This window comes from Facklamia sp. HMSC062C11 (genome assembly GCF_001810675.1).
GTDB lineage: Bacteria > Bacillota > Bacilli > Lactobacillales > Aerococcaceae > Facklamia > Facklamia hominis.
The window spans coordinates 1-24625 of record NZ_KV802384.1 but is presented as its reverse complement, the minus strand read 5'-3'; the positions used below and the strand labels follow the sequence as shown (position 1 = coordinate 24625).

The 24625-nt window shown below is 39.0% G+C and carries 19 protein-coding genes and 1 pseudogene; 17 read left to right on the top strand and 3 right to left on the bottom strand.

Annotated elements, in window-relative coordinates; translation table 11 throughout:
- Positions 1 to 189: 189 nt before the first annotated feature.
- The 7 genes from glyQ to HMPREF2758_RS02375 are packed head-to-tail and all read left to right on the top strand — an operon-like array spanning position 190 to position 10156.
- Complete coding sequence (gene glyQ / locus HMPREF2758_RS02405) at positions 190 to 1098, top strand: glycine--tRNA ligase subunit alpha (protein WP_070609012.1); 909 nt, start codon at positions 190 to 192, stop codon at positions 1096 to 1098.
- Positions 1098 to 3137 carry a glycine--tRNA ligase subunit beta gene (gene glyS, locus HMPREF2758_RS02400; RefSeq protein WP_070609010.1) on the top strand — a complete coding sequence of 680 codons (2040 nt, stop codon included), beginning with the start codon at positions 1098 to 1100 and terminating at the stop codon, positions 3135 to 3137. The genes glyQ and glyS overlap by 1 nt, the downstream gene beginning before the upstream one ends.
- A 44-nt stretch (positions 3138 to 3181) precedes the next feature.
- Complete coding sequence (gene obgE, locus HMPREF2758_RS02395) at positions 3182 to 4489, top strand: GTPase ObgE (RefSeq protein ID WP_070609008.1); 1308 nt, start codon at positions 3182 to 3184, stop codon at positions 4487 to 4489.
- 13 nt (positions 4490 to 4502) lie between these two features.
- Positions 4503 to 6350: an acyltransferase family protein gene (locus HMPREF2758_RS02390; protein ID WP_070609007.1), complete on the top strand. Its 1848-nt coding sequence runs from the start codon at positions 4503 to 4505 to the stop codon at positions 6348 to 6350.
- 19 nt (positions 6351 to 6369) lie between these two features.
- A complete protein-coding gene (rnz, locus tag HMPREF2758_RS02385) occupies positions 6370 to 7299 on the top strand; it encodes a ribonuclease Z (protein WP_070609005.1) in 930 nt (309 codons plus the stop codon).
- Positions 7300 to 7311: 12 nt separating this feature from the next.
- Positions 7312 to 9642 carry a single-stranded-DNA-specific exonuclease RecJ gene (gene recJ / locus HMPREF2758_RS02380; protein ID WP_070609002.1) on the top strand — a complete coding sequence of 777 codons (2331 nt, stop codon included), beginning with the start codon at positions 7312 to 7314 and terminating at the stop codon, positions 9640 to 9642.
- A 1-nt stretch (position 9643) separates the two neighbouring features.
- On the top strand, positions 9644 to 10156 hold the full coding sequence (locus HMPREF2758_RS02375; RefSeq protein ID WP_006907761.1) for an adenine phosphoribosyltransferase: 513 nt from the start codon (positions 9644 to 9646) through the stop codon (positions 10154 to 10156).
- 44 nt (positions 10157 to 10200) lie between these two features.
- Here the strand turns inward: HMPREF2758_RS02375 and lexA are convergent, their stop codons facing one another.
- Positions 10201 to 10815, bottom strand: coding sequence for a transcriptional repressor LexA (gene lexA, locus HMPREF2758_RS02370; protein WP_070609000.1), 615 nt, complete (start codon positions 10813 to 10815; stop codon positions 10201 to 10203).
- Positions 10816 to 10961: 146 nt separating this feature from the next.
- Here lexA and HMPREF2758_RS02365 point away from each other — a divergent pair, with 146 nt between their 5' ends.
- The 3 genes from HMPREF2758_RS02365 to HMPREF2758_RS02355 all read left to right on the top strand — a co-directional run bounded on the left by HMPREF2758_RS02365 (position 10962) and on the right by HMPREF2758_RS02355 (position 14873).
- On the top strand, positions 10962 to 11180 hold the full coding sequence (locus tag HMPREF2758_RS02365) for a YneF family protein (protein WP_070608998.1): 219 nt from the start codon (positions 10962 to 10964) through the stop codon (positions 11178 to 11180).
- 137 nt (positions 11181 to 11317) lie between these two features.
- Positions 11318 to 13087, top strand: a complete 1770-nt coding sequence (locus HMPREF2758_RS02360; RefSeq protein ID WP_070608996.1) for an ABC transporter ATP-binding protein — start codon at positions 11318 to 11320, stop codon at positions 13085 to 13087.
- On the top strand, positions 13065 to 14873 hold the full coding sequence (locus tag HMPREF2758_RS02355; RefSeq protein WP_070608994.1) for an ABC transporter ATP-binding protein: 1809 nt from the start codon (positions 13065 to 13067) through the stop codon (positions 14871 to 14873). The genes HMPREF2758_RS02360 and HMPREF2758_RS02355 overlap by 23 nt, the downstream gene beginning before the upstream one ends.
- A gap of 259 nt (positions 14874 to 15132) precedes the next feature.
- Here the strand turns inward: HMPREF2758_RS02355 and HMPREF2758_RS02350 are convergent, their stop codons facing one another.
- On the bottom strand, positions 15133 to 15750 hold the full coding sequence (locus HMPREF2758_RS02350; protein WP_070608992.1) for a lysophospholipid acyltransferase family protein: 618 nt from the start codon (positions 15748 to 15750) through the stop codon (positions 15133 to 15135).
- Between the two features lie 87 nt (positions 15751 to 15837).
- On the opposite strand from HMPREF2758_RS02350, the gene HMPREF2758_RS02345 reads away from it, so the two are divergent.
- The 6 genes and pseudogenes from HMPREF2758_RS02345 to HMPREF2758_RS02320 all read left to right on the top strand — a co-directional run bounded on the left by HMPREF2758_RS02345 (position 15838) and on the right by HMPREF2758_RS02320 (position 21533).
- Complete coding sequence (locus HMPREF2758_RS02345) at positions 15838 to 16626, top strand: glutaminyl-peptide cyclotransferase (RefSeq protein WP_083304835.1); 789 nt, start codon at positions 15838 to 15840, stop codon at positions 16624 to 16626.
- 18 nt (positions 16627 to 16644) lie between these two features.
- A complete protein-coding gene (gene tgt / locus HMPREF2758_RS02340; protein WP_070608990.1) occupies positions 16645 to 17784 on the top strand; it encodes a tRNA guanosine(34) transglycosylase Tgt in 1140 nt (379 codons plus the stop codon).
- 69 nt (positions 17785 to 17853) lie between these two features.
- A complete protein-coding gene (gene yajC / locus HMPREF2758_RS02335) occupies positions 17854 to 18207 on the top strand; it encodes a preprotein translocase subunit YajC (RefSeq protein ID WP_070608988.1) in 354 nt (117 codons plus the stop codon).
- 172 nt (positions 18208 to 18379) lie between these two features.
- Positions 18380 to 19199 (top strand): annotated as a pseudogene (locus HMPREF2758_RS02330) (ZIP family metal transporter).
- Positions 19200 to 19221: 22 nt separating this feature from the next.
- Positions 19222 to 20553 (top strand): DRTGG domain-containing protein, encoded by a 1332-nt coding sequence (locus tag HMPREF2758_RS02325; protein WP_070608986.1) that lies wholly within the window; start codon positions 19222 to 19224, stop codon positions 20551 to 20553.
- A 2-nt stretch (positions 20554 to 20555) separates the two neighbouring features.
- The gene (locus HMPREF2758_RS02320; RefSeq protein WP_070608984.1) at positions 20556 to 21533 is read left to right on the top strand and encodes a DHH family phosphoesterase; all 978 of its coding nucleotides are present in this window, start codon (positions 20556 to 20558) and stop codon (positions 21531 to 21533) included.
- A gap of 128 nt (positions 21534 to 21661) precedes the next feature.
- Here the strand turns inward: HMPREF2758_RS02320 and zwf are convergent, their stop codons facing one another.
- On the bottom strand, positions 21662 to 23092 hold the full coding sequence (gene zwf / locus HMPREF2758_RS02315) for a glucose-6-phosphate dehydrogenase (RefSeq protein WP_070608982.1): 1431 nt from the start codon (positions 23090 to 23092) through the stop codon (positions 21662 to 21664).
- Between the two features lie 138 nt (positions 23093 to 23230).
- Between zwf and HMPREF2758_RS02310 the strand changes: the two genes are divergently transcribed.
- Positions 23231 to 24550: a DEAD/DEAH box helicase gene (locus tag HMPREF2758_RS02310; RefSeq protein WP_070608981.1), complete on the top strand. Its 1320-nt coding sequence runs from the start codon at positions 23231 to 23233 to the stop codon at positions 24548 to 24550.
- Positions 24551 to 24625: the final 75 nt, after the last annotated feature.

The following is a 24625-nucleotide window of genomic DNA, read 5'->3' as shown; positions in this document are numbered from 1 at the left end:
GTAAAATTTCAACTAGTTGACAGGATTGGTCGATGAACAGGGATCCTTAAATAAATGTTAGCCAGTGTCTTGCTTCCATTGATTGTGAGATATCGATGGACGGATTAGGCTGGGACACGCTTATGATTTGTCCCTATGGCCCAAGATGGTCATAGGGACCTTTTTTACATTATGGAAGGAAGCGATAGAATGTCAGTTGAGTGTTTACAGGATATGATATTAACTTTGCAGGAGTTTTGGTCGAGTAAGGGATGTTTGATTCTTCAATCGTATGATGTAGAGAAGGGAGCCGGGACGATGAGTCCTTATACCTTCTTAAGATCGAATGGGCCTGAACCTTGGAATGCTGCTTATGTGGAGCCGTCTAGACGGCCTGCAGACGGACGATATGGCGAGAACCCTAACCGTCTTTATCAACATCATCAGTTTCAAGTAGTGATGAAACCTTCTCCAATTGATATCCAAGAATACTATTTGGATTCTTTGGTAGCTCTAGGGATTAATCCTTTAGAGCATGATATTCGTTTTGTAGAGGACAACTGGGAAAATCCTTCCATGGGTTGTGCTGGTCTAGGATGGGAAGTTTGGATCGATGGAATGGAAGTCTCACAATTTACATATTTTCAACAAGTTGGAGGCCTAAAAACAGACCCAGTAACTTCTGAAATCACGTATGGTTTAGAACGGTTAGCAATGTATTTATTTGATGTAAATAATGTTTATGAATTGGAATGGACTAAAGGTGTTCGTTATGGGGAAATATTTAAACAACCTGAATATGAACATTCTATGTTTTCATTTGAATTATCCGATGGGGATTTGTTATTCAGGCAATTTGATGACTACGAAGCAGAGGCTCAGCGCTTACTTGATCAAGGACTCGTTCATCCAGCCTATGACTATATTTTGAAGTCATCTCATACCTTCAATTTATTGGATGCCCGCGGATTGATTTCACCATCAGACCGAGCTGCTTATTTGGGGCGAGTTCGTAAGTTGGCCCGTGGTGTGGCTAAGCTATTCGTTGAAAAACGGAAAGAATTAGGATTTCCATTATTAAAGGGTAGTAAGGAATCATTGGTAAAGGAGGCAAACTAATGGCACAGTATTTATTTGAATTGGGATTAGAAGAAATTCCCGCACGTTTTTTAATAGCCTTAAGAGACCAATTAGCGGATCGCTTTGCTGATTTCTTACAACATGAACGTTTAGACTATGAGTCGATTGAATCCTTTGCGACACCTCGTAGGTTGGCTATTAGGGTTAATGGTCTGGCAGATCTTCAAAATGCACAAATCGAGGAAGTGCGTGGACCTTCACTTAAGGCTGGTCGTGATGAAAATGGTCAGTTGACTAAGGCGGGTCAAGGTTTTTTGAGAGGACAGCAGGGTTTGGAAGCGGATCTTTTTGTTAAAGAGGTTAAAGGAACAGAGTATCTCTTTCTAAGGAAGACGGCTGCACAAGTAAGTGCTGCTGAAGTTTTAAAGAAAATGGGTGACTTGGTTGCTCAGCTCCATTTTCCAGTGACTATGAGATGGTCAGACTTAAATATTGAATATATTCGTCCGGTCCATTGGATGGTCTCGCTTTTAGACGAAGAGGTAATTCCATTCGAATTCGCGGGAGTGACCGCTAATCAATGGACACGCGGTCATCGTTTTTTAAAGACACAGGATCAAGTTATTATTAAACATCCAAAACAATATGAGTCTGTGTTGAAAGACCGGTTTGTGATTGTTTCATTTGAGGAACGTATGTCGATTATTCGCCAACAAATAAATGAGATCGCTCAAGAGAAACATTGGCTTGTTCCAGAAAATCAGGATCTTTTAGAAGAAGTAACTGCTATTGTTGAGTGGCCAACCGCTTTTAATGGAACCTTTGAGTCGGAATACCTTGAACTTCCTCAAGCAGTTTTAGTAACAGCGATGAGAGATCATCAACGTTATTTCTATTGCCTTGATGAGAATACAGAAAAGCTTTTGCCTTATTTTATTTCGGTTCGTAATGGGAATGACCAACACCTCGACCAAGTGATTAAGGGCAATGAAAAAGTATTACGGGCCCGATTATCGGATGCTATGTTCTTCTATCAGGAAGACTTGAAACATGATTTGGATCATTACTTAGAAGGTTTAACCCGCTTAAATGAACATTACAAATTAGGTAGTTATGCAGACAAGCAAGTTCGTGTGTATCAATTACTGCAGTTGTTGGCTAGTCGACTTAATGTGTCTGAAGAGGTTCAAAAGGATGCTTTGAGAGCTGCTCAAATCTATAAATTTGATTTAATGACTTTAATGGTTGATGAATTTAGTGAATTACAAGGCGTGATGGGTGGCTTCTATGCTCAAAAATATGGGGAGTCTTCATCAGTCGCTCAAGCTATTTCTGAACAATATTTACCAACATCAGCTAAAGGTGATTTGCCTCAAAGTCAAGTTGGCGCTTTATTAGCATTAGCCGATAAATTAGATACTTTAGCGAGCTTCTTTAGTGTCGGTCTTATTCCAACTGGTTCTAACGACCCATACGCCTTGAGAAGACAAGCTATGGGGATTATTGAGATTTGCTTAGATCAAGACTGGCCGATTGATTTTTCGGATATCTTATTATCTTACTTGCAGCAAAGTACGATTGAATTACGGCAAGAAATTCTTAATTTTCTAAAAGCAAGAGTTCAGGTTTTATTAGAAAATCAAACGATTGATTATGATGTGATTCAAGCTAGTTTGAACAAGACACATTTGGTTCCATTAAGAATTGTGGATGCCGCTATATTAGTTCAAGCTTTTAAAGAACAGCATCCTGATCAATTCCATCAGATGGTTGAAAATCTTAGCCGAGTGGTTAATTTAGGAACTAAGGTGGTTGAAGAAGATCAGTTAGAATCGAAGTTGGCTCAGAGTGATTTGGAAGCTCAATTTATTCAAAAGGTGATGGAATTAAAACATATTTCCGGCTTAAATGATCGATTGCAAGCCTACCAAGATTTAAGTCCAATCATTGCTCATTATTTTGAAGATCATATGATCAATGATGAGGATCCGAAAGTAAGGCATAACCGTTATCAATTAATGCGTGAGTTGACTCAATTAATTCTTTCAATTTTTGATCCGAGATTAATTATTGACTAAGACTTGCTTAAGAATACAATAATATCGATAAAGGAGGCGATAGAATGTCTAGCTTTTTAGATCAAGCAAAAGTTATGGTGAAAGCCGGCAAGGGCGGCGATGGTATGGTGGCCTTTTTAAGAGAAAAATACCGTCCAGACGGTGGCCCAGCTGGTGGTGATGGCGGTCATGGGGGTTCTGTGATCTTTTATGTAGATGAGGGATTAAGAACCTTGATGGGTTTTCGCTATAACCGATTATTTAAGGCTTCAGCTGGTGAAAATGGTATGAGCAAGGGAAAATATGGTGCTAATGCAAAAGACCTTTACGTAAAGGTCCCGCCTGGTACAATTGTTAAAGACGCCCAGACTGGTGAAGTATTAGCTGACTTATTGCATCATCAAGACCAATGCGTAGTGGCAAAAGGCGGACGCGGAGGTCGGGGAAATATTAAATTTGCGACGCATAAAAATCCTGCTCCTTCTATTGCTGAAAATGGTGAGCCGGGTCAAGAAAGGGAGCTATCCTTAGAACTTAAAATCTTGGCAGATGTTGGTTTGATTGGTTATCCATCGGTCGGCAAGTCGACACTCTTATCGGTGATTTCTAATGCTAAGCCAAAAGTAGCTGATTATCCTTTTACAACTTTAACGCCTAATTTAGGGGTGGTTCATTTAAAATCTGGTCAAGAATTTGTCGTGGCGGATACACCCGGGTTGATTGAAGGAGCTTCTCAAGGCGTCGGCTTAGGAATTGATTTTTTACGTCATATTGAACGAACGAAAGTCTTATTGCATGTAATTGATATGGCTGGAGTACAAGGCCGCGATCCTTTTGAAGATTTTACTTCGATCATGGATGAATTGCGTGCTTATAATGAACGCTTACTGCTACGTCCGATGATCATAGTGGCTAATAAATTAGATCAACCCCAGGCAAAAGAAAACCTAGCGATTTTTGAACATCAGCTAGAGGAATATTATCAAGATTTAAACTTGACGCCCCCTCCTATTTATAGCATTTCGGCTTATCAAAGACAGGGTGTGGATGATTTATTACAAGCAACTTATCGTATGCTGAGTGAAAGTGATTTTATTGCCTTGCAAGATGATAATCAGGATCAAAAAGTTTATCGTTTAGAAGAAGACACTCCTGATTTTGAAGTGAAGCGATTAGATGGAGATCTATGGGAACTAGTTGGCGAACGCATTGAGCGTCTCTATGCGATGACAAACATGGATCATGATGAGAGTTTACAACGATTTGCGCGTCAAATGAGAGCGATGGGGGTCGATGAGGCTCTTAGAGAAGCAGGGGCTAAGAATGGCGACACGGTCCTTTTAGTTGACTATCAATTTGAATTTGTAGATTAGGTGATGAATTAATATGAAGGAAACAAATAGTGGATATCGAATTCCCATATTTGATGGTTTAAAGGGGGTCGCGATCCTCACAATAATTGGTTATTATTTTTTTGAACATATCATGCCAGGCGGGTTTATCGCAGTTAATCTCTTTTTGGTTATTGCCGGTTTTTTTAACTTTAGACATTTTTATGTGGCGGATCAAAGAGGGAAACCATTAAACTATATCGCTTTCATTCGTAAACGTTTTGAGCGGTTGTTCTTTCCGATGTTAGCGATGATCATGATGGTGGTTACTTATATTCTCCTTTTCAACCGTAATTACTTGCCGAATGTTCGGAATATGGGATTAAGTGCTTTAGGATTTTTTAATAATTATTATCAGATATTAAATGAACAATCGTATTTTGTTCAAGCAGCAAATCCCAGCCCATTTACTCATTTGTGGTATGTCTCTCTATATGGACAATTGGTGATTTTAACACCAATTTTGATCTTTCTCACCTATTCTTGGCATAAAAAGGCAAATATCACGATTAATATTTTATTAATTATTTCTTTGGTTTCAGCAGTATTGATGGCTTATCTCTACCAAGGTTCTTCTGATCCAACGCGAGTTTATTATGATTTACTGACTCGACTATCTGCCTTTACTTTGGGAGGCGCGTTGGGATTATTATTACCTGAACGCTTAAATCCAAAGCCTATTCCTAAAACCATTACACACGGCTTAAATGGTATTGGTGTTATAGTGTATATTTTAGCTTTCTTTATGGTCCGATTTATGTTTGGGACTAAGCCATTCGCCTACCGTTTTGGTTTAAGTCTTTTCTCAATCTTATCGCTGGCGATGATTTTGACCGCTATTCACCCCTCTTCGATTTGGAATAAAGTTCTATCTTTTAATGTCTTTTCTTGGATAGGCAAGAGGTCTTTTTCCTATTATCTATGGTACTATCCTGTCTATTTATTGAGTCCACAGAATATCGCTCTATTTAATCGTTTACCAGGGTTGAATTATATTTTTAAATTTGCTCTAATTATCGGTTTAGCAGAAATTACTTATCAACTCTTTGAACAAAAGTCGATCTCATTACCTGTTGGGCAAGATTTTAATTGGAAGAAAACAAAATATCAGTTTAACTTTTTAAGGAATCATCCTCAAGGATTATATCTGGTTAAATTTCTTGTGTGCTGCTATATTTTTAATTTTGTGATGGGAAGTGTGGGAATGGCTATTTCTTCTCAGGCCAAAGGAACAAAGCAGACCCAAGAGATTGAACAAATCATTGAAAGTAACCTTAAGATAGCTGATGAGACAAAAAATGAATCTGTTGCACCGCCTAAAGTTGTGAATCATATCGAAGGATTAGATCAGGAAGTGCTGCTGTTTGCTTCGGGGCTGGATATTACTTTTATCGGAGACTCGACCTTAGCAGCGTCGACGGAGCATTTAAAAGAAGTATTTCCTAAGGCTGTCATTGATCCTCAAGTTGCGCGACAATTATATAATTCCTATGATGTGGTTGATCGACTGAAAGCAAATAACCAATTAGCATCGACAGTCGTTACAATGTTAGGAACGAATGGGACTTATACAACGGGTCAATTAGATGACTATATCCAAGATATTGGCTTAGAGCGCAAACAGTACTATGTTAATATTTTAGTTGATCGGCCTTGGACACAAGATGCAAATTATCAACTCAATCAAGCAGCTGAACGCTATGGTAATGTTACTGTGATTGATTGGGCTTCCTTTGCTAGTGGGCATGCAGAATGGTTTGCTTCGGATGGGGTTCATTTAAATGAAGAAGGAGCTAAGGAATTTTCCAAATTTATGGCCAAGGAACTCTATTCAAAGCGTTAAACTCAGAAAGGATGACTTGATGCATTTACAATTTTTAGGAACAGGAGCCGGTGTACCTGCTAAGGTCCGTAATGTTTCTGCCTTAGCCTTAAAATTACTCGATGAGTTGAATGAAGTATGGCTTTTTGATTGTGGTGAAGCGACGCAGCATCAAATTTTAAGAACGCATATTAAACCAAGAAAAATTCGGCGCATTTTTATTACCCATCTTCATGGAGATCACATTTATGGTTTGCCAGGACTCTTGAGTTCACGCTCTAATCAAGCAGGACAAGATCCGGTTGATCTCTATGGGCCAGAAGGAATTAAAGATTTTGTATTAACTTCTTTAAGGATTTCTAAGACGAAGTTGGCATATCCACTGAATATTCATGAATTATCCCCCCAAGGGGGAACGCTTGATTTGGATAGAGGCTGGCAAGCCGAATATATGCCTCTAGAACACGGAATACTTTGTTTTGGCTATCGAATTATCGAGCCGGATAAAGTGGGCCAATTGCTCATGGATAAGTTGGCAGCTTACGAAATACCCAATGGACCGATTTTTGGACAATTGAAAGCGGGGGCTAGGGTTACCTTGGAAGATGGTCGAATCTTAAATGGCCAAGATTTCTTAGCGCCTGATCAAGCAGGTCGTATTGTGTCGATCCTGGGAGATACTCGATCTTGTCGAAACATTCTTCAACTTGCCAGAGGGGCGGATGTCTTGGTTCATGAGGCAACCCACCAAGCAAGCGAAGCTAAAATAGCGCGTGCATATTATCATTCGACATCTGCACAAGCGGCTCAAAATGCAAAACAGGCCCATGTCAAAAAACTATATCTGAATCATATTTCTGCAAGGTATTTAGGGAAGCAGTGTAAGCAATTAGAAAAGGAAGCACAGGAGATTTTTAGTCAAGCAACATTGGTCAATGATTTCGATGAGTTTGAAGTTCTAAGATCTTAGAGGAGGTTTGACATGAGAGGTCATTTTTCTCAGTGGATTTATCCGAAAAAATCCGATCAAGAACAAAACGATTTTATCCAACAAATGCAATCAGCGGGAATGACGTATTCGCCCGCTTTTTTGCGTCTATGTTGGCAGCGCGGATTACGATCACAAGCGGCGATTGATGCTGCATGTGATCAACAACCGAGTTTATTCCACGACCCCTTTGACATGGAAGATATGGCCCTAGCTGTCGAACGTATTACCCAGGCGGTAGAAAAGGAAGAAAGTATATTAATTTATGGGGATTATGATGCGGATGGTATTACCTCAACCTTAATTATGAAAGAAGCTTTGGAATCGATTGGGGCCAAGGTGACTTATTATCTTCCTAATCGTTTTACGGATGGCTATGGGCCAAACTTGGAGCGTTACCAAGCTTTTATTCAAGCAGGCACACAATTAATAATTACAGTGGATAACGGTGTGGCTGGGTTTGAGGCATTAGCATATGCTAAAGATCAAGGCGTAGATGTCATTTTAACGGATCATCATCAGATTCAAACAGATTTACCGCCCGCCTACGCGGTTATACATCCAGCTAATCCAAGAGGCAACTATCCTTTTAAGGATCTATCGGGTGCAGGAGTTGCTTTGAAATTAGCCACTGCTTTACTGGGGGAAATTCCGATTGAAGCTTTAGAGTTGGCTGCGATAGGGACCGTTTGTGATCGAGTTGCCTTGATTGATGAGAATCGAACGATTGTTTTAGCTGGTATCAATCAACTTAAACAGACAAATCGTTCAGGTTTACTGACGTTATTTAATAATCAAAATATTAGTTTAGAAGATATTGATGAGGAAACCATTGGCTTTGTGATTGGTCCAAGATTGAATGCAGTAGGTCGTTTAGGGGATCCTAGTCCAGGTTTAGAATTTTTAGCAAGTTTAGATCTAATTGAAGCTAACCGATTGTTACAAGTCATTGAAGCCAAGAATGATGAAAGGGTTGACCTAGTTAAGCAGATAGAAGCGGAATTATTAAGGATATATCCTAAAAACGTAGAACCTCCAGCCATAATTATTGCTGGTCAAGCAAATTGGCATCCAGGTGTTTTGGGAATTGTAGCCGGGCGTCTAGTGGAGCGGCATCATTGTCCTTGCCTACTGTTTAATTTCGATGAATCTAAGGGAGTTTATAAGGGGTCTGGTCGATCTATTCCTTCGATTAATCTTTTTAATCTCATTCAACCTTTTCAAGATTTATGTGTTCATTTCGGTGGGCATGATCAAGCAGTCGGATTAACCATAGCCCAGGGCCAATTTGATCTCTTTAAACAAAAGCTTGAAGAGGCTATTCGATCACTTGATCGCTCACTAGCAGAAGAGCCGGCTATATCGGTGGATTTGTTATTAACGGATGATGAAGTGACACTAGATTTGTATCAGGAAATCAAACAATTAGCACCTTTTGGACAGGAAAATCCTAAGCCACTGATTGTTTTAGAAGAGCTAATCATAAAAAATAAACGCTTAATGGGTAAAGATCAACAACATGTCCGTTGGCAATTCCATTTAGATGCACCAATGGCTGAACTAACGGCAGTAGCTTTTTCAATGGCTGAGTCAACAACGTTAATTAAGGCAGAGAGTCGTTTAAGCATCCTAGGTGAATTAAGTTTGAACCGTTGGCGTGATCAGACGAGTTTACAATTTATTGTACGTGATTTTGCTTTTATAAAGGGACAGTTGATTGACCAACGTTCTTCTAATGGACTTAAGGGGGAATTAGATTATCCTCAAGCCCTCTATTTGGTTAATCAATCGAAACTAATTGATCAACTTCAATCTTACTTGCCAGAATCGAGTCAGCTTAGTTTATATTCTGATAAAGATTTAAATATCGCTGATTTTCAACGACTGGTAATTTTAGAAGTGCCTGATGATTTATCACACTTACGGCAGGTTTTAGATTATAAAAAATGGTCACAAATCATTTTAGTTTCTTATGTGGCGGAGTCCAAGTATTTGGTGGGATTACCGACTCATCAAGAGTTTAGTCGACTTTATCAGGCTTTGTTAGTGAATCCTCAGTTAAAAATAGCAGATTTAGCACAGTTCGCTCAATTTTTGAAAATTCCTTTAGTTAAAATAAAGACCATGATCGTTGTGTTTTTTCAAGCAAAGTTTGTTAAAATAGAAAAGGGCATCATCTATAAGCAAGATGCTCATTTAGATCAACGTGTCGATCTTAAATCCTGTGACGCGATGATTAATTATAAAAAATCCATGGAAGCTGAAGCATTTTTGAACTTTCAAAGTATTGATGCCATTTATCAGTGGATGAATAAGGAGTTATAATATGAATTTACAAGATTATATTGCAAGTATTAAGGATTATCCTGAAGAGGGGATTATTTTTCGAGATATAACCCCATTAATGGGAGATGGTCAAGCTTTCGCATATGCTACTCAAAAAATTGTGGACTATGCTAAAGACCTAGAGATTGAAATGGTTGTTGGTCCGGAGGCCCGTGGTTTTATCATTGGTTGTCCTGTAGCTTATGCATTACAAGTGGGCTTTGCACCTGTTCGTAAAAAAGGTAAATTACCTCGTGAAACCATTGAGGTAGAGTATTCGTTAGAATATGGCAGCAACATATTAGAAATGCACAAGGATGCTATTAAGCCTGGTCAACGGGTCTTATTAGTCGATGACTTACTGGCTACGGGTGGAACTACAGCAGCTGCTATTGAACTTGTCGAAAAATTAGGGGGTGTGGTGGCTGGTTGTGCTTTTTTGATTGAGCTTGATGATCTTAAGGGGGGCGAGCAGATAAAAGGCCACGATTATTACACCTTATTACATTATTAAACTAAAAAAGACGACTGGAACTCAGTCGTCTTTTTTGTAAGCTGTTAATAGAAACGATTCAAGCCAACTACCTTTCCTAAGATGGTGGCTTGCGGTAAGATAATATCCTCCATAGTATCATTTTCAGGTCTTAAAATAATATGATCATTTTTTTTGAAGAAGGTTTTGCAGGTCGCCTCATTATCTTCGGTCATCGCAACGACAATTTCTCCATTATTAGCGGCGGATTGCTTGCGAACGGTAATAATATCGCCATCCAAAATGCCAACATTAATCATAGACTCACCTTTAATAATTAACATAAATAGTTCACTAGCATCATAGCGAAGATCCTGTGGTTTTGGGTAATAATCGATCGCTTCTTCTACCGCTAAAATAGGGCTTCCAGCTGCAACATAACCTAAGAGAGGGATCTTATTCGAGTCAACTCCCAGTGTACTTAGGCCAAGTTCAGTGATTTCAATGGTTCGAGTTTTTGCTGCATCTCGGTCAATCATGCCCTTTTCTTCTAAGCGGTCTAGATGGCCATGAACAGTGGATGGAGAGGATAAACCAGCTCTTTCACCAATTTCACGAACGGTGGGTGGGTAGCCAGAGGCTTCCACGAGTTCATAGATACTTCGTAGGACATTCATTTGTTTACTGGATAGTTTAGCCATAGACACCACACTTTCTAATTATTATCTATATTATATCAAAACCAGCCATCAAAGGCAAACGGATGTTCGTTGTATATAAGAAGCTACTATTAAGCATTTTACTTAATCAAAAAGTATGATAGAATGTTTTAAAAGGAGAGAGATATATGCCAACTTATGCTTGGATTTTAATTGTTATTTTAGCTTTAATTATTGGACTTGTTCTAGGTTTTTTTGCGGCTCGAAAATATATGTTTAAATATTTTAAAGAAAACCCACCTTTCGATGCACGAATGATCTCTGAGATGATGGCGCAGATGGGCCAGAAACCCTCAAAACGCAAAGTCCAACAGATTATGAATTCAATGAAAATGCGTAATCAATAATAATATTAGGTGTTGATTCCCCAGCGTTAGTCGCTGGGTTTTTATTTTTTAATCGAGTATAAGAATCGTATGGTTTGAATGCTCTTTCATGGAATGGTAGACTGAAATTACTAAGTTTTAAAAGGAGAGATTCCTGCATGAATATGTTCGCTAAGTTGGGATGGTTTTTAAAGCAAGAAAAGAAGTCCTATATTATTGGTATTACCATGCTTACTTTACTTAGCTTGATTACGGGTTTTGTCCCCCTCATTATAGGCCGGATTATTGATACCATGGCCTCACATCAGATGCAGCCACAATCTTTGCTCTATTGGGTATTGCTTCTGATTACAATTGCTATCGTTCAATATGCTATGCGTTATGTTTGGCGGATGGCGATTTTTGGGACCTCTGCACAGCTAGAGCAAATTTTAAGAGCGCGTCTTTTTCATCATTTTATGCGGATGGATAAGGATTTTTTCCATAAGTATCGTACGGGTGATTTGATGGCGCGTACAACTAATGACTTGGGTGCTATTCGGATGGTTGCAGCTGGAGGAATCTTAACACTGGTCGATTCGCTTTCACAAGGTTTAATTACTTTGTTTATGATGTTTTTTGTGGTTGATTGGAAATTATCGTTAATTACTATTATTCCAATTCCATTTTTAGCCATTATCATCAATTATATTGGTCGTCAACTGCATTATTATTCTAAGAAAGCCCAGGTAGCTTTTGCTTCAATGAACGATAAGGTTCAGGAATCAGTAACTGGCATGAAAGTCATAAAAACTTTTGGCGAAGAGGGGCGAGATATTCAAGACTTTAAAGATCATACCTTTGCGGTGGTTCAAGCCAATCAAAAAGTCTATGTCTATAATGCTTTATTCCGTCCTAGCAGTCAGCTGATCATGGGGATCTCTACCATTTTGGCACTCTTTTTTGGAGGCTTCCAGGTAGTTCAAGGTCAATTAACGGTTGGATTGTTAGTTGCTTTCATTTCTTATATTACCCGACTTACTTGGCCCATGATTGCAGTGGGACAATTATTTAATATTCTCCAAAGAGGGGCTGCGTCTTATGATCGAATCGAAGAAATTTTGGAAGAAAGATCGCATATTATAGAAAGCCCCAATCCTATTCAAAAGCCTATTCAAGCTCCTTTAGAATTTGATATTGCAGCTTTCTCTTATGAACGAAATGATAGTATTGAATTAAAAAATTGCTATTTTAAATTAGAAGCTAATCAAACTTTAGGGATTGTGGGGAAAACTGGTTCTGGTAAATCAACGATCTTCCACCTTCTGATGCGAGAGTACGATGATTATCAAGGGCAGATCGCCTTTGTCAATCAGGACATTAAGCAATATTCATTAGATAGCTTATTAAACCATATTGGCTATGTTCCGCAGGATACTTTTCTTTTCTCAACCTCTATTTTAGAAAATATTCGCTATGCTAAACCAACAGCTAGTCAAGAGGAAGTGGAGCGGGCTGCCAAGTTGGCTGCTATTCACCAAGATATTCTTGACTTTCCTGAAGGCTATCAGACGCTAGTAGGCGAACGAGGAGTGGCTTTGTCGGGAGGGCAGAAACAACGGATTGCAATTGCACGGGCCTTACTAATAGATCCACAGTTACTGATTCTAGATGATGCTTTATCTGCTGTAGATGCTAAAACAGAAGAAGCCATCCTAGATGCTGTTAAGGAATCATCTGAAGATCGGATGACAATTATTTCAGCTCACCGAATTTCTTCGGTGATGCACGCCCAAGAAATTTTGGTTTTAGAAGATGGATGTATTGTTGAGCGAGGGAATCATCAAGAATTATTAGCTCTAGATGGTTGGTATGCTAAGATGTATCATCAACAAGAATTAAATCGTTTAAAAGGAGATGAAGTCGATGGCAGCAAATTCAAGGAATGAATCTGTGTGGGCTAAAAAGTTCACCATGAAAGAGCAATTGAAGATTACTCGGCGGATTTTTACTTTTACCAAGGACTTCTGGCGTCTCTTTTTATTAGCTGTTGTATTATCAGCCGGTACGATATTGATTTCAGTTGCTATGCCGCGTTTAGTTCAGTATTTTATTGATCATTATTTAGAACACCAACAACTGAGTTTTCAGATTGCGGGAAGGTTTTGTCTTATTTATTTAAGCTTACTTTTGTTACAGATCATTGGGAATTATTTATCAACGTATTATTTCAATTTAGCTTCTGAAAAGACCGTAGCGTCTATCCGAAATGACTTATTTCGAAAAATTAATGGGTTAGGGATGCGATTTTTTGACCAAACTCCGGGGGGATCGATTGTATCTCGCATAACGAATGATACAGAGACCCTCAAGGAATTTTGGCTCGTCTTTTACTCTTTATTTGAAGGTCTTGTGACGATATGCTCGGTATTCATTGCTATGTGGCTATTAAATCAACGGATGGCCTTGTTGTTTTTAATTTTTGTTCCAATCATGATCGGCTTAATCTGGTTTTATCAGTCATACTCGTCCATGGTATATCGACGAATGCGTGAAAATTTAAGTCGTTTAAATACTAAAATTAATGAGTCGGTTATGGGGGTTTCAACGATTCAGAACATGCGGCAAGAAGAGCGTGTCTACCAAGAATTTAATCAACAAAATCATCAACACTATTTAAATCGACGTACGATGATTCAAATGAATTCGTTAATGTTAATGCCTGTGATTAATCTTTTAGAGGGATTAGCACTTGCCTTAGTAATCTATGTGTTAGGTAAAGAGTACTTTTTACACGGATTGGAAGTTGGGGTTATTTATGCTTTTACCCAGTATGCCGTTCAATTTTTTAGGCCCATGGGAATGATGTTGGATTCCTTGAGTTTATTACAAGATGGCATTGTATCTTCTGCACGGATTCTTTCTTATTTGGATAATGATGAGTTTGTTCCTCAGCAGAATCCTCAGCCAGAGGCAAGGATTACAGATGCTAAGATAGAAATCAAGCATCTTAGTTTTTCTTATGATGGACAACATAAGGTGCTCGATGATGTTAGCTTCACCGTTGAACCTGGTCAAACAGTTGCTTTAGTTGGACATACGGGGTCAGGTAAGTCTTCGATCATTAACGTATTGATGCGGTTTTATGAATTTCAAGATGGAGAGGTTTTAATTGATGGCCATTCAATCCGTGATTTTTCTTATGACCAATTAAGACAAGAGATGGGCTTGGTTTTGCAAGATTCTTTTCTTTTCTACGGGGATGTCGCAAGGAATATTCGCCTTTTAGATATGAGTATGAGTGATGATCGAATTCGAGAAGCAGCACGTTTTGTCCAGGCTGATCGATTTATCGAAAAAGAAAAAGAAGGGTATCAACATCTTGTTATCGAGCGGGGTGAAGGATATTCCTCGGGTCAAAAACAATTGATTTCCTTTGCACGTACGATGGCTCGGCAACCTAAAATACTTATTCTTGATGAAGCAACGGCCAATATAGATACGGAGACGGAGCAAGCTATTCAGACATCACTGAAAAAAATGCGTCAAAATCGGACTACTATTGCGATCGCTCATCGTTTATCTACGATTAAAGATGCTCATCAAATTATCGTTTTGGATAAGGGACGCATTATTGAGAAGGGAGATCACGAAAGTCTCATTGCTAAAAAAGGAAGTTATTACCAAATGTATCAATTGCAGTCTATGGATGATGCTGATCTAGATGACTTTTAGAAGGTAACTACTTAAATTAATCAACTAAAAACAGATCCTTTCTAGTATGGATTCTAAATTACTAGTGGTGACTGATTAAAGATATGAATCAAATAGACTTACTTGCTGTGAGTTACAATAATCCCCTCGAGAGTTAGCTTTGATGCTATCTTTCGAGGGGATTTTATAGAATCGTATTCTCATGACTCTATCATCTGTTTGCAAAAAGGCATAGGCGGAATTCATTGATTATGATAAACTAAGTCCGATGGAATCGGTTCTATTTAGGATCATAATGGAACTGAGGGTCAATTTTTTGATCTAACTCATCGAAGGCATTGGCAATGGCTTGGTCAATTTGTTCGAGTTTTGCCTTATCATAGGTTGCTTGAGGATCATAGTTAATTGCTGGACCAATGGCAATCTTAGCGGGTTGTCTTTTTAGAAATTGCCATTTTGTTAATGGGGGTTGGATTGCGACAGGAACGATCGCTTTTTTGGATAAACGTTGGATAAAAGCTGTTCCACTTTTTATCTCAGTACTATGACGGGTTCCTGACGGAAAAATCCCTAGATGGAATCCTTGTTCCAGTTGCTTAACCGCAAATTTTAAGGTCTTTGGAGAAGGCTTTTCTCTGTTGACGGGAAATACATGTGCTTTAGTGAGTAAATAACCTAACCATTTCCATTTGAATAGGGAGTTTTTTGCCATAAAGGAAATTTCTTCTGGAGCCCAGACAATAGCAAGGTAAAAAGGGTCATAGAGTGATCGATGAGTAGCAGCAATAATATAAGGCCCTTCTTTGGGAAGATTTTCAAGTCCTTGGACTTGGGTACGCCCGTTAAATAAAAAGAAGATATGACGGACAATTTTGATGGCTAATTGGTAAAAATTCATAATCACTTGCTCCTTTGATTAAGATCATGTTTATTTTACCAATCTCTATCAGACTTGCAAGTTTGAAGTACATTTAGGAGGATTCAAATGCAAAAAGTTTTTTCTGGAATCGTGCTTATAATCATGAGCTGTCTATTATTTACACACGCTGTTGATAGCCAAGGCATAGAGGGAAAAGTGGAATTATTAGAAGTTTTCCCTATAGAAAAGCAGATATTTACTCAGGGTTTTGAACGAAATGAGCAGGGTAAGCTTTACTTGGGATCCGGTAAATATGGGCAGTCTGCCGTTGGTATTCTCGACTTAACATCTGGGGAATGGTTAACTCAAGTAGAATTGCCAGATCAATATTTTGGTGAAGGACTCACTATTGAAGGGAATCATTTATGGCAATTGACATGGAAGGAAGGCAAAGTCTTTAAATGGCAATTACCTAATTTCACTTTGTTGGATACTTATTCTTATCTAGGTCAAGGTTGGGGGTTGGCCTATGATGCGGATCGGTCACTATTTTGGTTATCAGATGGAAGCAGTCAGCTTTATCAACAGGACTTGGAAGATTTTAAGCGATTGGGACAAGTCACAGTGACGCTGTTAGGACGCGAAATAGACCAATTGAACGAATTAGAATATGCTCAAGGAGCAATTTTTGCTAATATTTGGTATGATAATAGAATCATTAAGATTGATCCAGAAACGGGTCAAGTTATTAAAGTATATGATTTATCGTCAATTTTAGACCAACTACCTTTAAGTGATGAGGCGCGTCGTCAGATGGATAGTCTTAATGGGATTGCCCACATTGATCAAGATCGTTTTTATATCACGGGTAAATACTATCCGTTTGTTCTGGAAGTTCGACTGAAGGATGAGTAATTAGAAAGAAGGAATAGTGTGCCAGCAGTAACATATGAATTAATTAAAGAAGAAAAGCATACAGGTGCCCGACTGGGAATACTCCACACCCCGCACGGATCATTTGAAACACCGATGTATATGCCGGTTGGAACATTAGCAACCGTGAAATCTTTATCACCAGAAGAATTAAAAGCCATGGGAGCTGGAGTCATTTTATCGAACACTTATCATCTATGGCTACGTCCAGGTGAAGATATTGTTGAAGATGCAGGTGGATTGCACACCTTTATGAATTGGGATCAGGGACTTTTAACGGATTCCGGTGGGTTTCAGGTTTTTTCTTTAAGCGATATGCGTCATATTGAAGAGGAGGGCGTTCATTTTCGTAACCATTTATCTGGTGAGAAGTTATTTTTAACACCGGAAAAAGCCATTCATATTCAAAATGCCTTAGGATCGGATATCATGATGTCTTTCGATGAATGTCCAGAGTTTCATCAACCCTATGATTATGTCAAAAGATCCATCGATCGTACTACTCGTTGGGCAGAAAGAGGATTGGAGGCTCATCAAAACCCTGATCGTCAAGCCTTATTTGGCATTTGCCAAGGAGCAGGTTATAAAGACTTGCGTCTTCAGCATGCTAAGGATATGGTTTCTTTAGATTTTCCGGGCTATTCAATTGGCGGTTTATCTGTCGGTGAAACGAAGGAGGAAATGAACACCGTTTTGGATTACTTAATGCCAGAATTACCTACTAATAAGCCACGTTATCTGATGGGCGTTGGATCGCCGGACGCCTTAATCGATGGTGCGATCCGAGGGGTAGATATGTTTGACTGTGTTCTAGCGACTCGAATAGCCCGAAATGGCACTTGCATGACCTCTAAAGGACGCTTGGTTGTAAAAAACGCCTGTTACGCTAGAGACTATACACCAATTGATCCTAAGTGTGACTGCTATACCTGTAAACACTATACCAGAGCTTATGTCAGACATTTAATTAAATGTGATGAGACATTTGGTTTGCGTCTCACTTCGATTCATAATACTTATTTCTTATTGAATTTGATGCGACAAGTTCGTCAAGCAATTCGAGAGGATCAATTATTGGAGTTTAGGCAAGCTTTTCGTGAAGAATATGGTTATAATAAGCTAGGAGCACCTGCATTTTAGTCGTTAGCTATTGAAAGCAGTCATAAAAAACTGTTATACTTAAGAGGTAAATTAAAGGAGGAACTATTAATGGAATTTCTCGTATCGTTGATGCCACTAATTGTCATGTTTGCTTTGTTTTATTTTATGTTGATTCGTCCTCAAAAGAAAGTTGCTAATCAAAAGAAACAACTTTTGGACGCTCTAGAAGCCGGGGATGGAGTCGTAACAATTGGTGGTCTGCATGCTATTGTCGATGAAGTTGACCATCAAGAAGGAATTGTCGTTTTGGATTGCGAAGGTGTCTACTTAACCTATGAATTAAATGCAATTGCAAATGTGAAAAAGTCAGTTAAAACCGATAAGACAAGTGTTGAAGATTTGGCCCCACAAGAAGTGGTTGAAGAAGAGATCGTTGTTGATCCAGATGTAAGTGAGTCTTAGTAGTTATTTTTGGAGAATTAGATTTAGATCAAGGACTTTGATCTAATCGAGCAAAAGAATAATCAATAAAAGGCGTTGGCGACAAACTTGTTTAAGTGGAGCAATGCCTTTTTTTGATAATAAGGTAGGAGGTTTGGCCATGATATAATTGGCCATTCATAAAGGAGTTAGTATGTTAGATTTTTTTCTAGAAATGAATCCTGTCTTTCAAGCCGCTATGGCTGGGATTTTTACGTGGTTTTGTACATTATTAGGTTCAGCCACTGTGTTTTTTGTTAGGAAAGTGAATGAGCATTTTTTGGCTGTGATGCAAGGCTTTGCAGGAGGCATTATGACAGCGGCCTCATTTTGGTCGCTATTAGCACCGGCATTAGAGCAGGCGAGTGTCTATTCTATGGGCTTGCCAGCTTGGTTTCCGGCTGCGGTAGGTTTTTTAACGGGGGGGGCTATTTTTAAGACTGATTGACCGAATTGTGCCACACTTTCATTATGCGGCGGATCATGGGGACTTTAATCCAGAAAAGACTTCAATTTCCAAGACCTGGATGCTTTTCTTAGCAGTAACCATTCATAATTTGCCAGAAGGGATGGCTTTGGGGGTTGCTTATGCCGCTGTTGCGAATGGTTCTGGCTCAATGACCTTAGCAGCCGCTTTATCTTTAACTTTGGGGATTGGTATTCAGAATTTTCCCGAAGGATCCGCTTTATCAATGCCACTCTTGGCTGAAGGAAAATCAAAATTTCGAGCCTTTAACCTTGGACAGATGTCCGCTTTAGTTGAACCGATCGGGGCAGTTATTGGAGCAATGGCTCTATTATTTATGCAGCGGTTATTACCGTATGCACTTTCATTTGCAGCGGGAGCCATGATATTTGTTGTCATTGAAGAATTAATTCCTGAATCACAATCTGCTCATTCAACGGACCTTTCAACGCTGAGTTTTATGTTGGGCTTTGTTATTATGATGATATTAGATGTTGCCTTAGGTTAATTTGATTGAGAAGGGGCTTAGTATGACCAATAAACAAGAAAATATTCTCCGATATATTCAATCGCTTCCCTTGGGATCTAAGATTTCTGTTAGAAGTCTGGCTAAAAAGTTTAGTCTGTCTCAAGGGACCGTTTATCGAGCAATTCAAACAGCAAGAGATTTAGGTTATGTATCGACCATTGAGCGAGTAGGGACTATTCGGATATCCAAGAAATTAGATAGTCGGGTTGAGGACCTGAATTTTTCTTCAATACTTTCTTTAATTGATGGCCATGTATTAGGTGGAAAGTCGGGAATGAATAAGCCCTTGTCTAAATTTATCATTGGGGCTATGACCTTAGATGCTATGGCAAAGTACTTTGCCAAGGAGACCCTTTTGATTGTCGGTAACCGAGCGGATGTTCAGCGCTATGCCTTGAAAAATGGGCTTGCTGTTTTAGTTACTGGTGGATTTACTTGTCAAAAAGATATTATTGATTTAGCGGATCGTTTAGAGTTACCACTTTTAACAACTGTTCATGATACTTTTACGGTTGCCAGTCTTATTAATCGAACTTTGAATGAACAAATGCTTAAAGAAGAAATAATCCGAGTGGAGGAGATCTATACTCCCTTTGAAAGGACTCTATGTTTGAAACCAACAGATACGGTTAAGGAGTTTAATCAAAAATCAATGGTTTCAGGTTTATCGCGCTTCCCGGTTGTAGTTAATCAACGATTGGTTGGGGTGGTAACGGCTAATGATTTAATGGGCTTGGGACAGACTGGGAGTATTGAACGAGCCATGTCTAAGGAATTGATTACGACGGATCTCCACACTTCTTTGGCAGCTATTTCCTATAAGATGGTTTGGGAAGATATTGAAATGATTCCAGTTGTCGCAGATGATCGTACCTTATTGGGAGTCGTCTCACGTTATGATGTTATGAAAGCTCTTCAAGTTCATCAAAAACAGCCTCAAAGCATTCAAACTTTTGAAGATAAGATTTCGGACCATATTGAACGTATTCCAAAAGAGGACTTTGCCATGTCTTATGATTATCGCATCAAAATTGAAGCACCGATGGTGAATCAACTAGGTACTCTGTCTTATGGCTATTTGTCAGAATTGATTGTGCAAGTAGCAACGGATAAGCTTAAGGAAAAAATTGGACAAATGGTGATGCTAGAAAGTTTATCTCTGCATTATTTTACGAGTATTCAGCTAGGACATCGGCCCTATTTTAAGGTTAATATTTTAAATTTAAACCGTCGAAGTGCCTTGGTGGATGTCAAGATTTATTTAGAGAATGTGGTTGTCGCTCAAGCTAATGTAGGAATGCAAATTATTGAAAAAACCTATCGGGAGGTATAACCATGCAATTAGAGGCAAAAGTTAGAGAAGAGATTTTTGAAGCCATTCAATCCTTTCAGACAATTATTATTCATCGTCATCAACGACCAGATCCTGATGCCATTGGTAGTCAGCTAGGGTTAAAGAGTTTTATTAAAGAACTTTATCCTGAAAAAAATGTTTTAGCGGCCGGGACCATGAGTGAAGGATTAACTTGGATGGGTCAAATGGATTCGGTAGAGCTTGCTGATTATCAGAATGCTTTAGCCATTGTTTTAGATACGGCTAACCAACCGCGAATTGATGGTGAGTGGTATCAAGAAGCATCCAAGCTTATTAAGATTGATCATCATTTAATTGTTGATTTATATGGAGACTGGCAATGGGTCGATGAATCAGCCTCATCTTGTGCTGAGGTACTATGCCAAATGATCTTTGACCAGTTTCCCCAATTAAATTTGACTAAAGAGGTGGCCGAATTATTTTATGCGGGTATCGTGGGTGATACGGGACGTTTTCAATTTTCTAACACAAGGTCAGAAACCTTTGAAGTTGTGAGTCGGTTGATGCATTATGGCATTGACTTAGCTGCCATTAATCAACGCTTTAATGAACTAACAAAGGAAGAATTGGATTTTATGGCTTTTGTGATGGGACGGATTGTTCTTCATCCGGCAGGAGTCGCATCTGTTCTGTTAAATCAGTCTGATTTCACAGACTTTGGGGTTAAGGAGGAAGCGAGCAATCAGATCACTCATATTCCCGGTCGAATAAAAGGGGTCCTTTCTTGGGTGATTTTTATCCAACAGGCTGGGCATAATGGTAATTATCGGGCTCGCATTCGGTCCAAAGGGCCTAGCATTAATGAAGTAGCGATGCATTTTGATGGGGGTGGGCATGCTATGGCTTCAGGAGCTAAGGTGGCGGATTCAGCTGATAGGCAAGCCTTAATTCAAGAACTTATTCAAACAAATCGAGACTATTTAGCCCAGTCTAACTAGTTAGTTCTTGTTAATTAGTGACAAAGACCCTCTTGTTAGCAAAATAGTTGATAAAAAGCCCGATACAGAATTAGCTAAAATCTATAGGAGCTAATTTGTATCGGGCTTTTAGTCATAAACTAGATTAGTTAATCATCTATCCAATGACGATGATCTTTTTGTAAAAGTTGATAGGCTGCCTCAGGACCTCGACTAGCGGCAGGGTATGAGTGAAGAGGAAGCCCTTTTTTTGTAAAGGTTTGGCGTATTTGATCGATAAATCGCCAAGCATATTTCACCTCTAATGCGTGAGCAAATGAAGAAAGATTTCCTTCAATACAGTCTAGAATTAGTTTTTCATAATCGCTGGGAATTTGGGCTAAGTGCTCTTGTTTTAGACGATATTCTAAATTAAGGGGTTGCCATTGATGTTGGGACCATGAATCTTGTTGGTTAAGTTGTAAGTTAAAATGTGGATCAGGTGCAATTTTAATTTGGAAAAAATTCGATAATAAAGCTTCGTGCTGATTTTTAAAGATCAGCTTTATATCTGTTTGTTTTTGAGATAAGGCTTTGCCGGACCGAATATAAATAGGAACTCCTTGCCATTCTGGAAGATCAATTTCTGCTTTAAAAGCGAGAAAAGTTTCTACTTGGGATTGTGGATCTACCTGGTCTTCTTGGCGATAACTAGGGAGATTCAAGTCAGAATTGGCACTATATTGTCCGCGAACTACATGATCAATGGGGGGATCTGCTAATTTAAGATGGTCTAGGATCTGGATCTTGCGCTGCCTTAAAGTGTCGCTGTCCATACTTGACTGGTCTAAGCTGAGAGTTACAAGAGTTAGTAATTGCAAGGCATGATTTTGGATCATATCTCGAGCGACACCTGCTTGTTCGTAGTAACCTGCACGACCAGCGACACCTAAGTCTTCATTCAGGGAAATCTGGATATGGTCAAGCCATTCTGGTTGCCACAACTGTCTAAATATGGGGTTATCCTGCCGAATGGGTAAAATTTGATTGACAATGGATTTGCCGAGATAATGGTCCATACGAAAAATTTGTTCTTCTTCAAAGGATTGACATAATTGTTTTTGTAGTTGATCCGCTGATGCTTGATTATAGCCAAAAGGTTTTTCAATGACCAAGCGATTAAAACCGTTACTGGACATAATCGCTTCTTCTTTTAGATAGCGGCTGATCGTAGGGAAAAGTTCTGGGGCAAGAGAGAGATAAAAGATACGATTGGGTGCTTGATAATTATGGGCGAGTTCGTCCAATTTAGCTTTTAATTGGGGATAGTCCTCTTTTAGACTAGCATTGTGTGAAATGTAATAACAATGCTTCATAAAGTGACTTAATTGTCTAGCGTCTAGTCTAGCTTGATGGATACTTTCGGCAATTACCTCTCGAAAATGCTGATTTGACCACTCTCTACGAGCACTTCCCAAGAGGACAAAGGAGTCTGGAAGATGTTTTTTTAAGAATAATTGATAGAGCGCAGGATAGAGTTTTCTTTTAGCAAGATCTCCACTTGCACCAAATAGTGTAAATATTATTCCTTCGTTTATCATAATGAGCCTCCCTATCTGTAACGCTATTATTATAGCCAATTTATAAAAATCCATCAACTGAAAGTCTTATGAGCTCAAGCTTTGTATGCTATAATGAGAATTAATAAAGCCCTATAAGGTGATTATAAGGAGAATACCATGTTATTTAAACAACTTTCAATTCAACCATTTATTCATGAAGCCTTAAGAAAGCTTCATTTTTCATCATTGACGCCGGTACAAGAAGAAGTTATACCACGTGCCCTAAAAGGGGAATCTCTTGTTGTTCAATCACAAACTGGAACCGGTAAGACGCATGCTTTTATGATACCTATTATGAATCAGATAAAAGCTGATCGACAAGAAGTTCAGGCTGTAATTACAGCCCCTAGTCGTGAATTGGCCGCTCAACTTTATGATGTGGCTGTTCAATTGGTTGAAGATAGCCCCGCTGCGATTCAGATTATGGCTTGTATAGGGGGGAGTGACAAGCAACGACAATTAGATCGACTTACGAATCAGCAACCGCAGGTGGTCATTGGAACTCCAGGTCGGATCTTTGATCTTATGAAAGAAAATGCTCTCTGGGTTCAAACAGCAAATTGCATGGTAATTGATGAAGCTGACATGACCTTAGATATGGGATTTCTATCTTTGGTGGATGAAATTGCCTCTCGCTTACCTGCGGATCTTCAAATGATGGCTTTTTCAGCAACTTTTCCGCAAAGTTTAATTCAATTTTTGAATAAATACATGAGTCAACCAGAAATTATTAAGATTGATAGTAACCGCATATTAGTGGATCAAGTTGAGAATTACTTGATCAATACAAAGGGGCGGGATCGTAAAGAACTGGTCTATCAGTTATTGACCTTAGGGCATCCTTTTTTAGCGGTTGTTTTCTGTAACACTCGTCATTACGCAGATCAGATGACCGAGTACTTGCGAGAAAAAGGGCTAAAAGTTGCTAAAGTCCATGGAGGGCTTGATGCGAGAGAGCGTAAGCGTATTATGAAACAGATCAAACAGTTAGATTTTCAATATGTGGTGGCGTCGGATCTTGCTGCTAGGGGAATCGATATTCCGGGAATCTCCATGGTTATTAATACGGAGTTGCCTAAAGACTTGGAATTTTTTGTTCACCGAGTGGGACGCACAGCAAGGTCGAATATTGCAGGTACCGCTTATACTTTTGTGCAGCCTGATGATGATGAGCGTTTAAGTCAACTTGAGGCTAAGGGGATTGAATTTAGAGAAGTAACCCTTGTAAATGGCGAAATTAAAGAAATTGAACAACGTTATCGTCGGACACAACGTTCTGATCATCATCGTCAGGAGATTGATCACACGGTTAAGGGAATGATTCATCGCAGCAAAAAATCAAAAGTTAAACCGGGCTACAAGAAACAATTAAAAGAAAATATTAGATCTTATCAAAAACAACAAAGTAGACGGCGAGCTAAGAATCGACGTAGCTAAGTATAACGCTCCCTTTAGCTATGATTGATTTTTAATTAGAGTTAAAGAGGCTGTGACATAAGTCCACCAAAAAAC

Bases quoted from the DNA above. Each gene is read 5' to 3' on its own strand.
- glyQ (WP_070609012.1), top strand. From the start codon at position 190: ATGTCAGTTGAGTGTTTACAGGATATGATATTAACTTTGCAGGAGTTT.
- glyS (WP_070609010.1), top strand. From the start codon at position 1,098: ATGGCACAGTATTTATTTGAATTGGGATTAGAAGAAATTCCCGCACGT.
- obgE (WP_070609008.1), top strand. From the start codon at position 3,182: ATGTCTAGCTTTTTAGATCAAGCAAAAGTTATGGTGAAAGCCGGCAAG.
- HMPREF2758_RS02390 (WP_070609007.1), top strand. From the start codon at position 4,503: ATGAAGGAAACAAATAGTGGATATCGAATTCCCATATTTGATGGTTTA.
- rnz (WP_070609005.1), top strand. From the start codon at position 6,370: ATGCATTTACAATTTTTAGGAACAGGAGCCGGTGTACCTGCTAAGGTC.
- recJ (WP_070609002.1), top strand. From the start codon at position 7,312: ATGAGAGGTCATTTTTCTCAGTGGATTTATCCGAAAAAATCCGATCAA.
- HMPREF2758_RS02375 (WP_006907761.1), top strand. From the start codon at position 9,644: ATGAATTTACAAGATTATATTGCAAGTATTAAGGATTATCCTGAAGAG.
- lexA (WP_070609000.1), bottom strand. From the start codon at position 10,815: ATGGCTAAACTATCCAGTAAACAAATGAATGTCCTACGAAGTATCTAT.
- HMPREF2758_RS02365 (WP_070608998.1), top strand. From the start codon at position 10,962: ATGCCAACTTATGCTTGGATTTTAATTGTTATTTTAGCTTTAATTATT.
- HMPREF2758_RS02360 (WP_070608996.1), top strand. From the start codon at position 11,318: ATGAATATGTTCGCTAAGTTGGGATGGTTTTTAAAGCAAGAAAAGAAG.
- HMPREF2758_RS02355 (WP_070608994.1), top strand. From the start codon at position 13,065: ATGGCAGCAAATTCAAGGAATGAATCTGTGTGGGCTAAAAAGTTCACC.
- HMPREF2758_RS02350 (WP_070608992.1), bottom strand. From the start codon at position 15,750: ATGAATTTTTACCAATTAGCCATCAAAATTGTCCGTCATATCTTCTTT.
- HMPREF2758_RS02345 (WP_083304835.1), top strand. From the start codon at position 15,838: ATGCAAAAAGTTTTTTCTGGAATCGTGCTTATAATCATGAGCTGTCTA.
- yajC (WP_070608988.1), top strand. From the start codon at position 17,854: ATGGAATTTCTCGTATCGTTGATGCCACTAATTGTCATGTTTGCTTTG.
- HMPREF2758_RS02325 (WP_070608986.1), top strand. From the start codon at position 19,222: ATGACCAATAAACAAGAAAATATTCTCCGATATATTCAATCGCTTCCC.
- HMPREF2758_RS02320 (WP_070608984.1), top strand. From the start codon at position 20,556: ATGCAATTAGAGGCAAAAGTTAGAGAAGAGATTTTTGAAGCCATTCAA.
- zwf (WP_070608982.1), bottom strand. From the start codon at position 23,092: ATGATAAACGAAGGAATAATATTTACACTATTTGGTGCAAGTGGAGAT.
- HMPREF2758_RS02310 (WP_070608981.1), top strand. From the start codon at position 23,231: ATGTTATTTAAACAACTTTCAATTCAACCATTTATTCATGAAGCCTTA.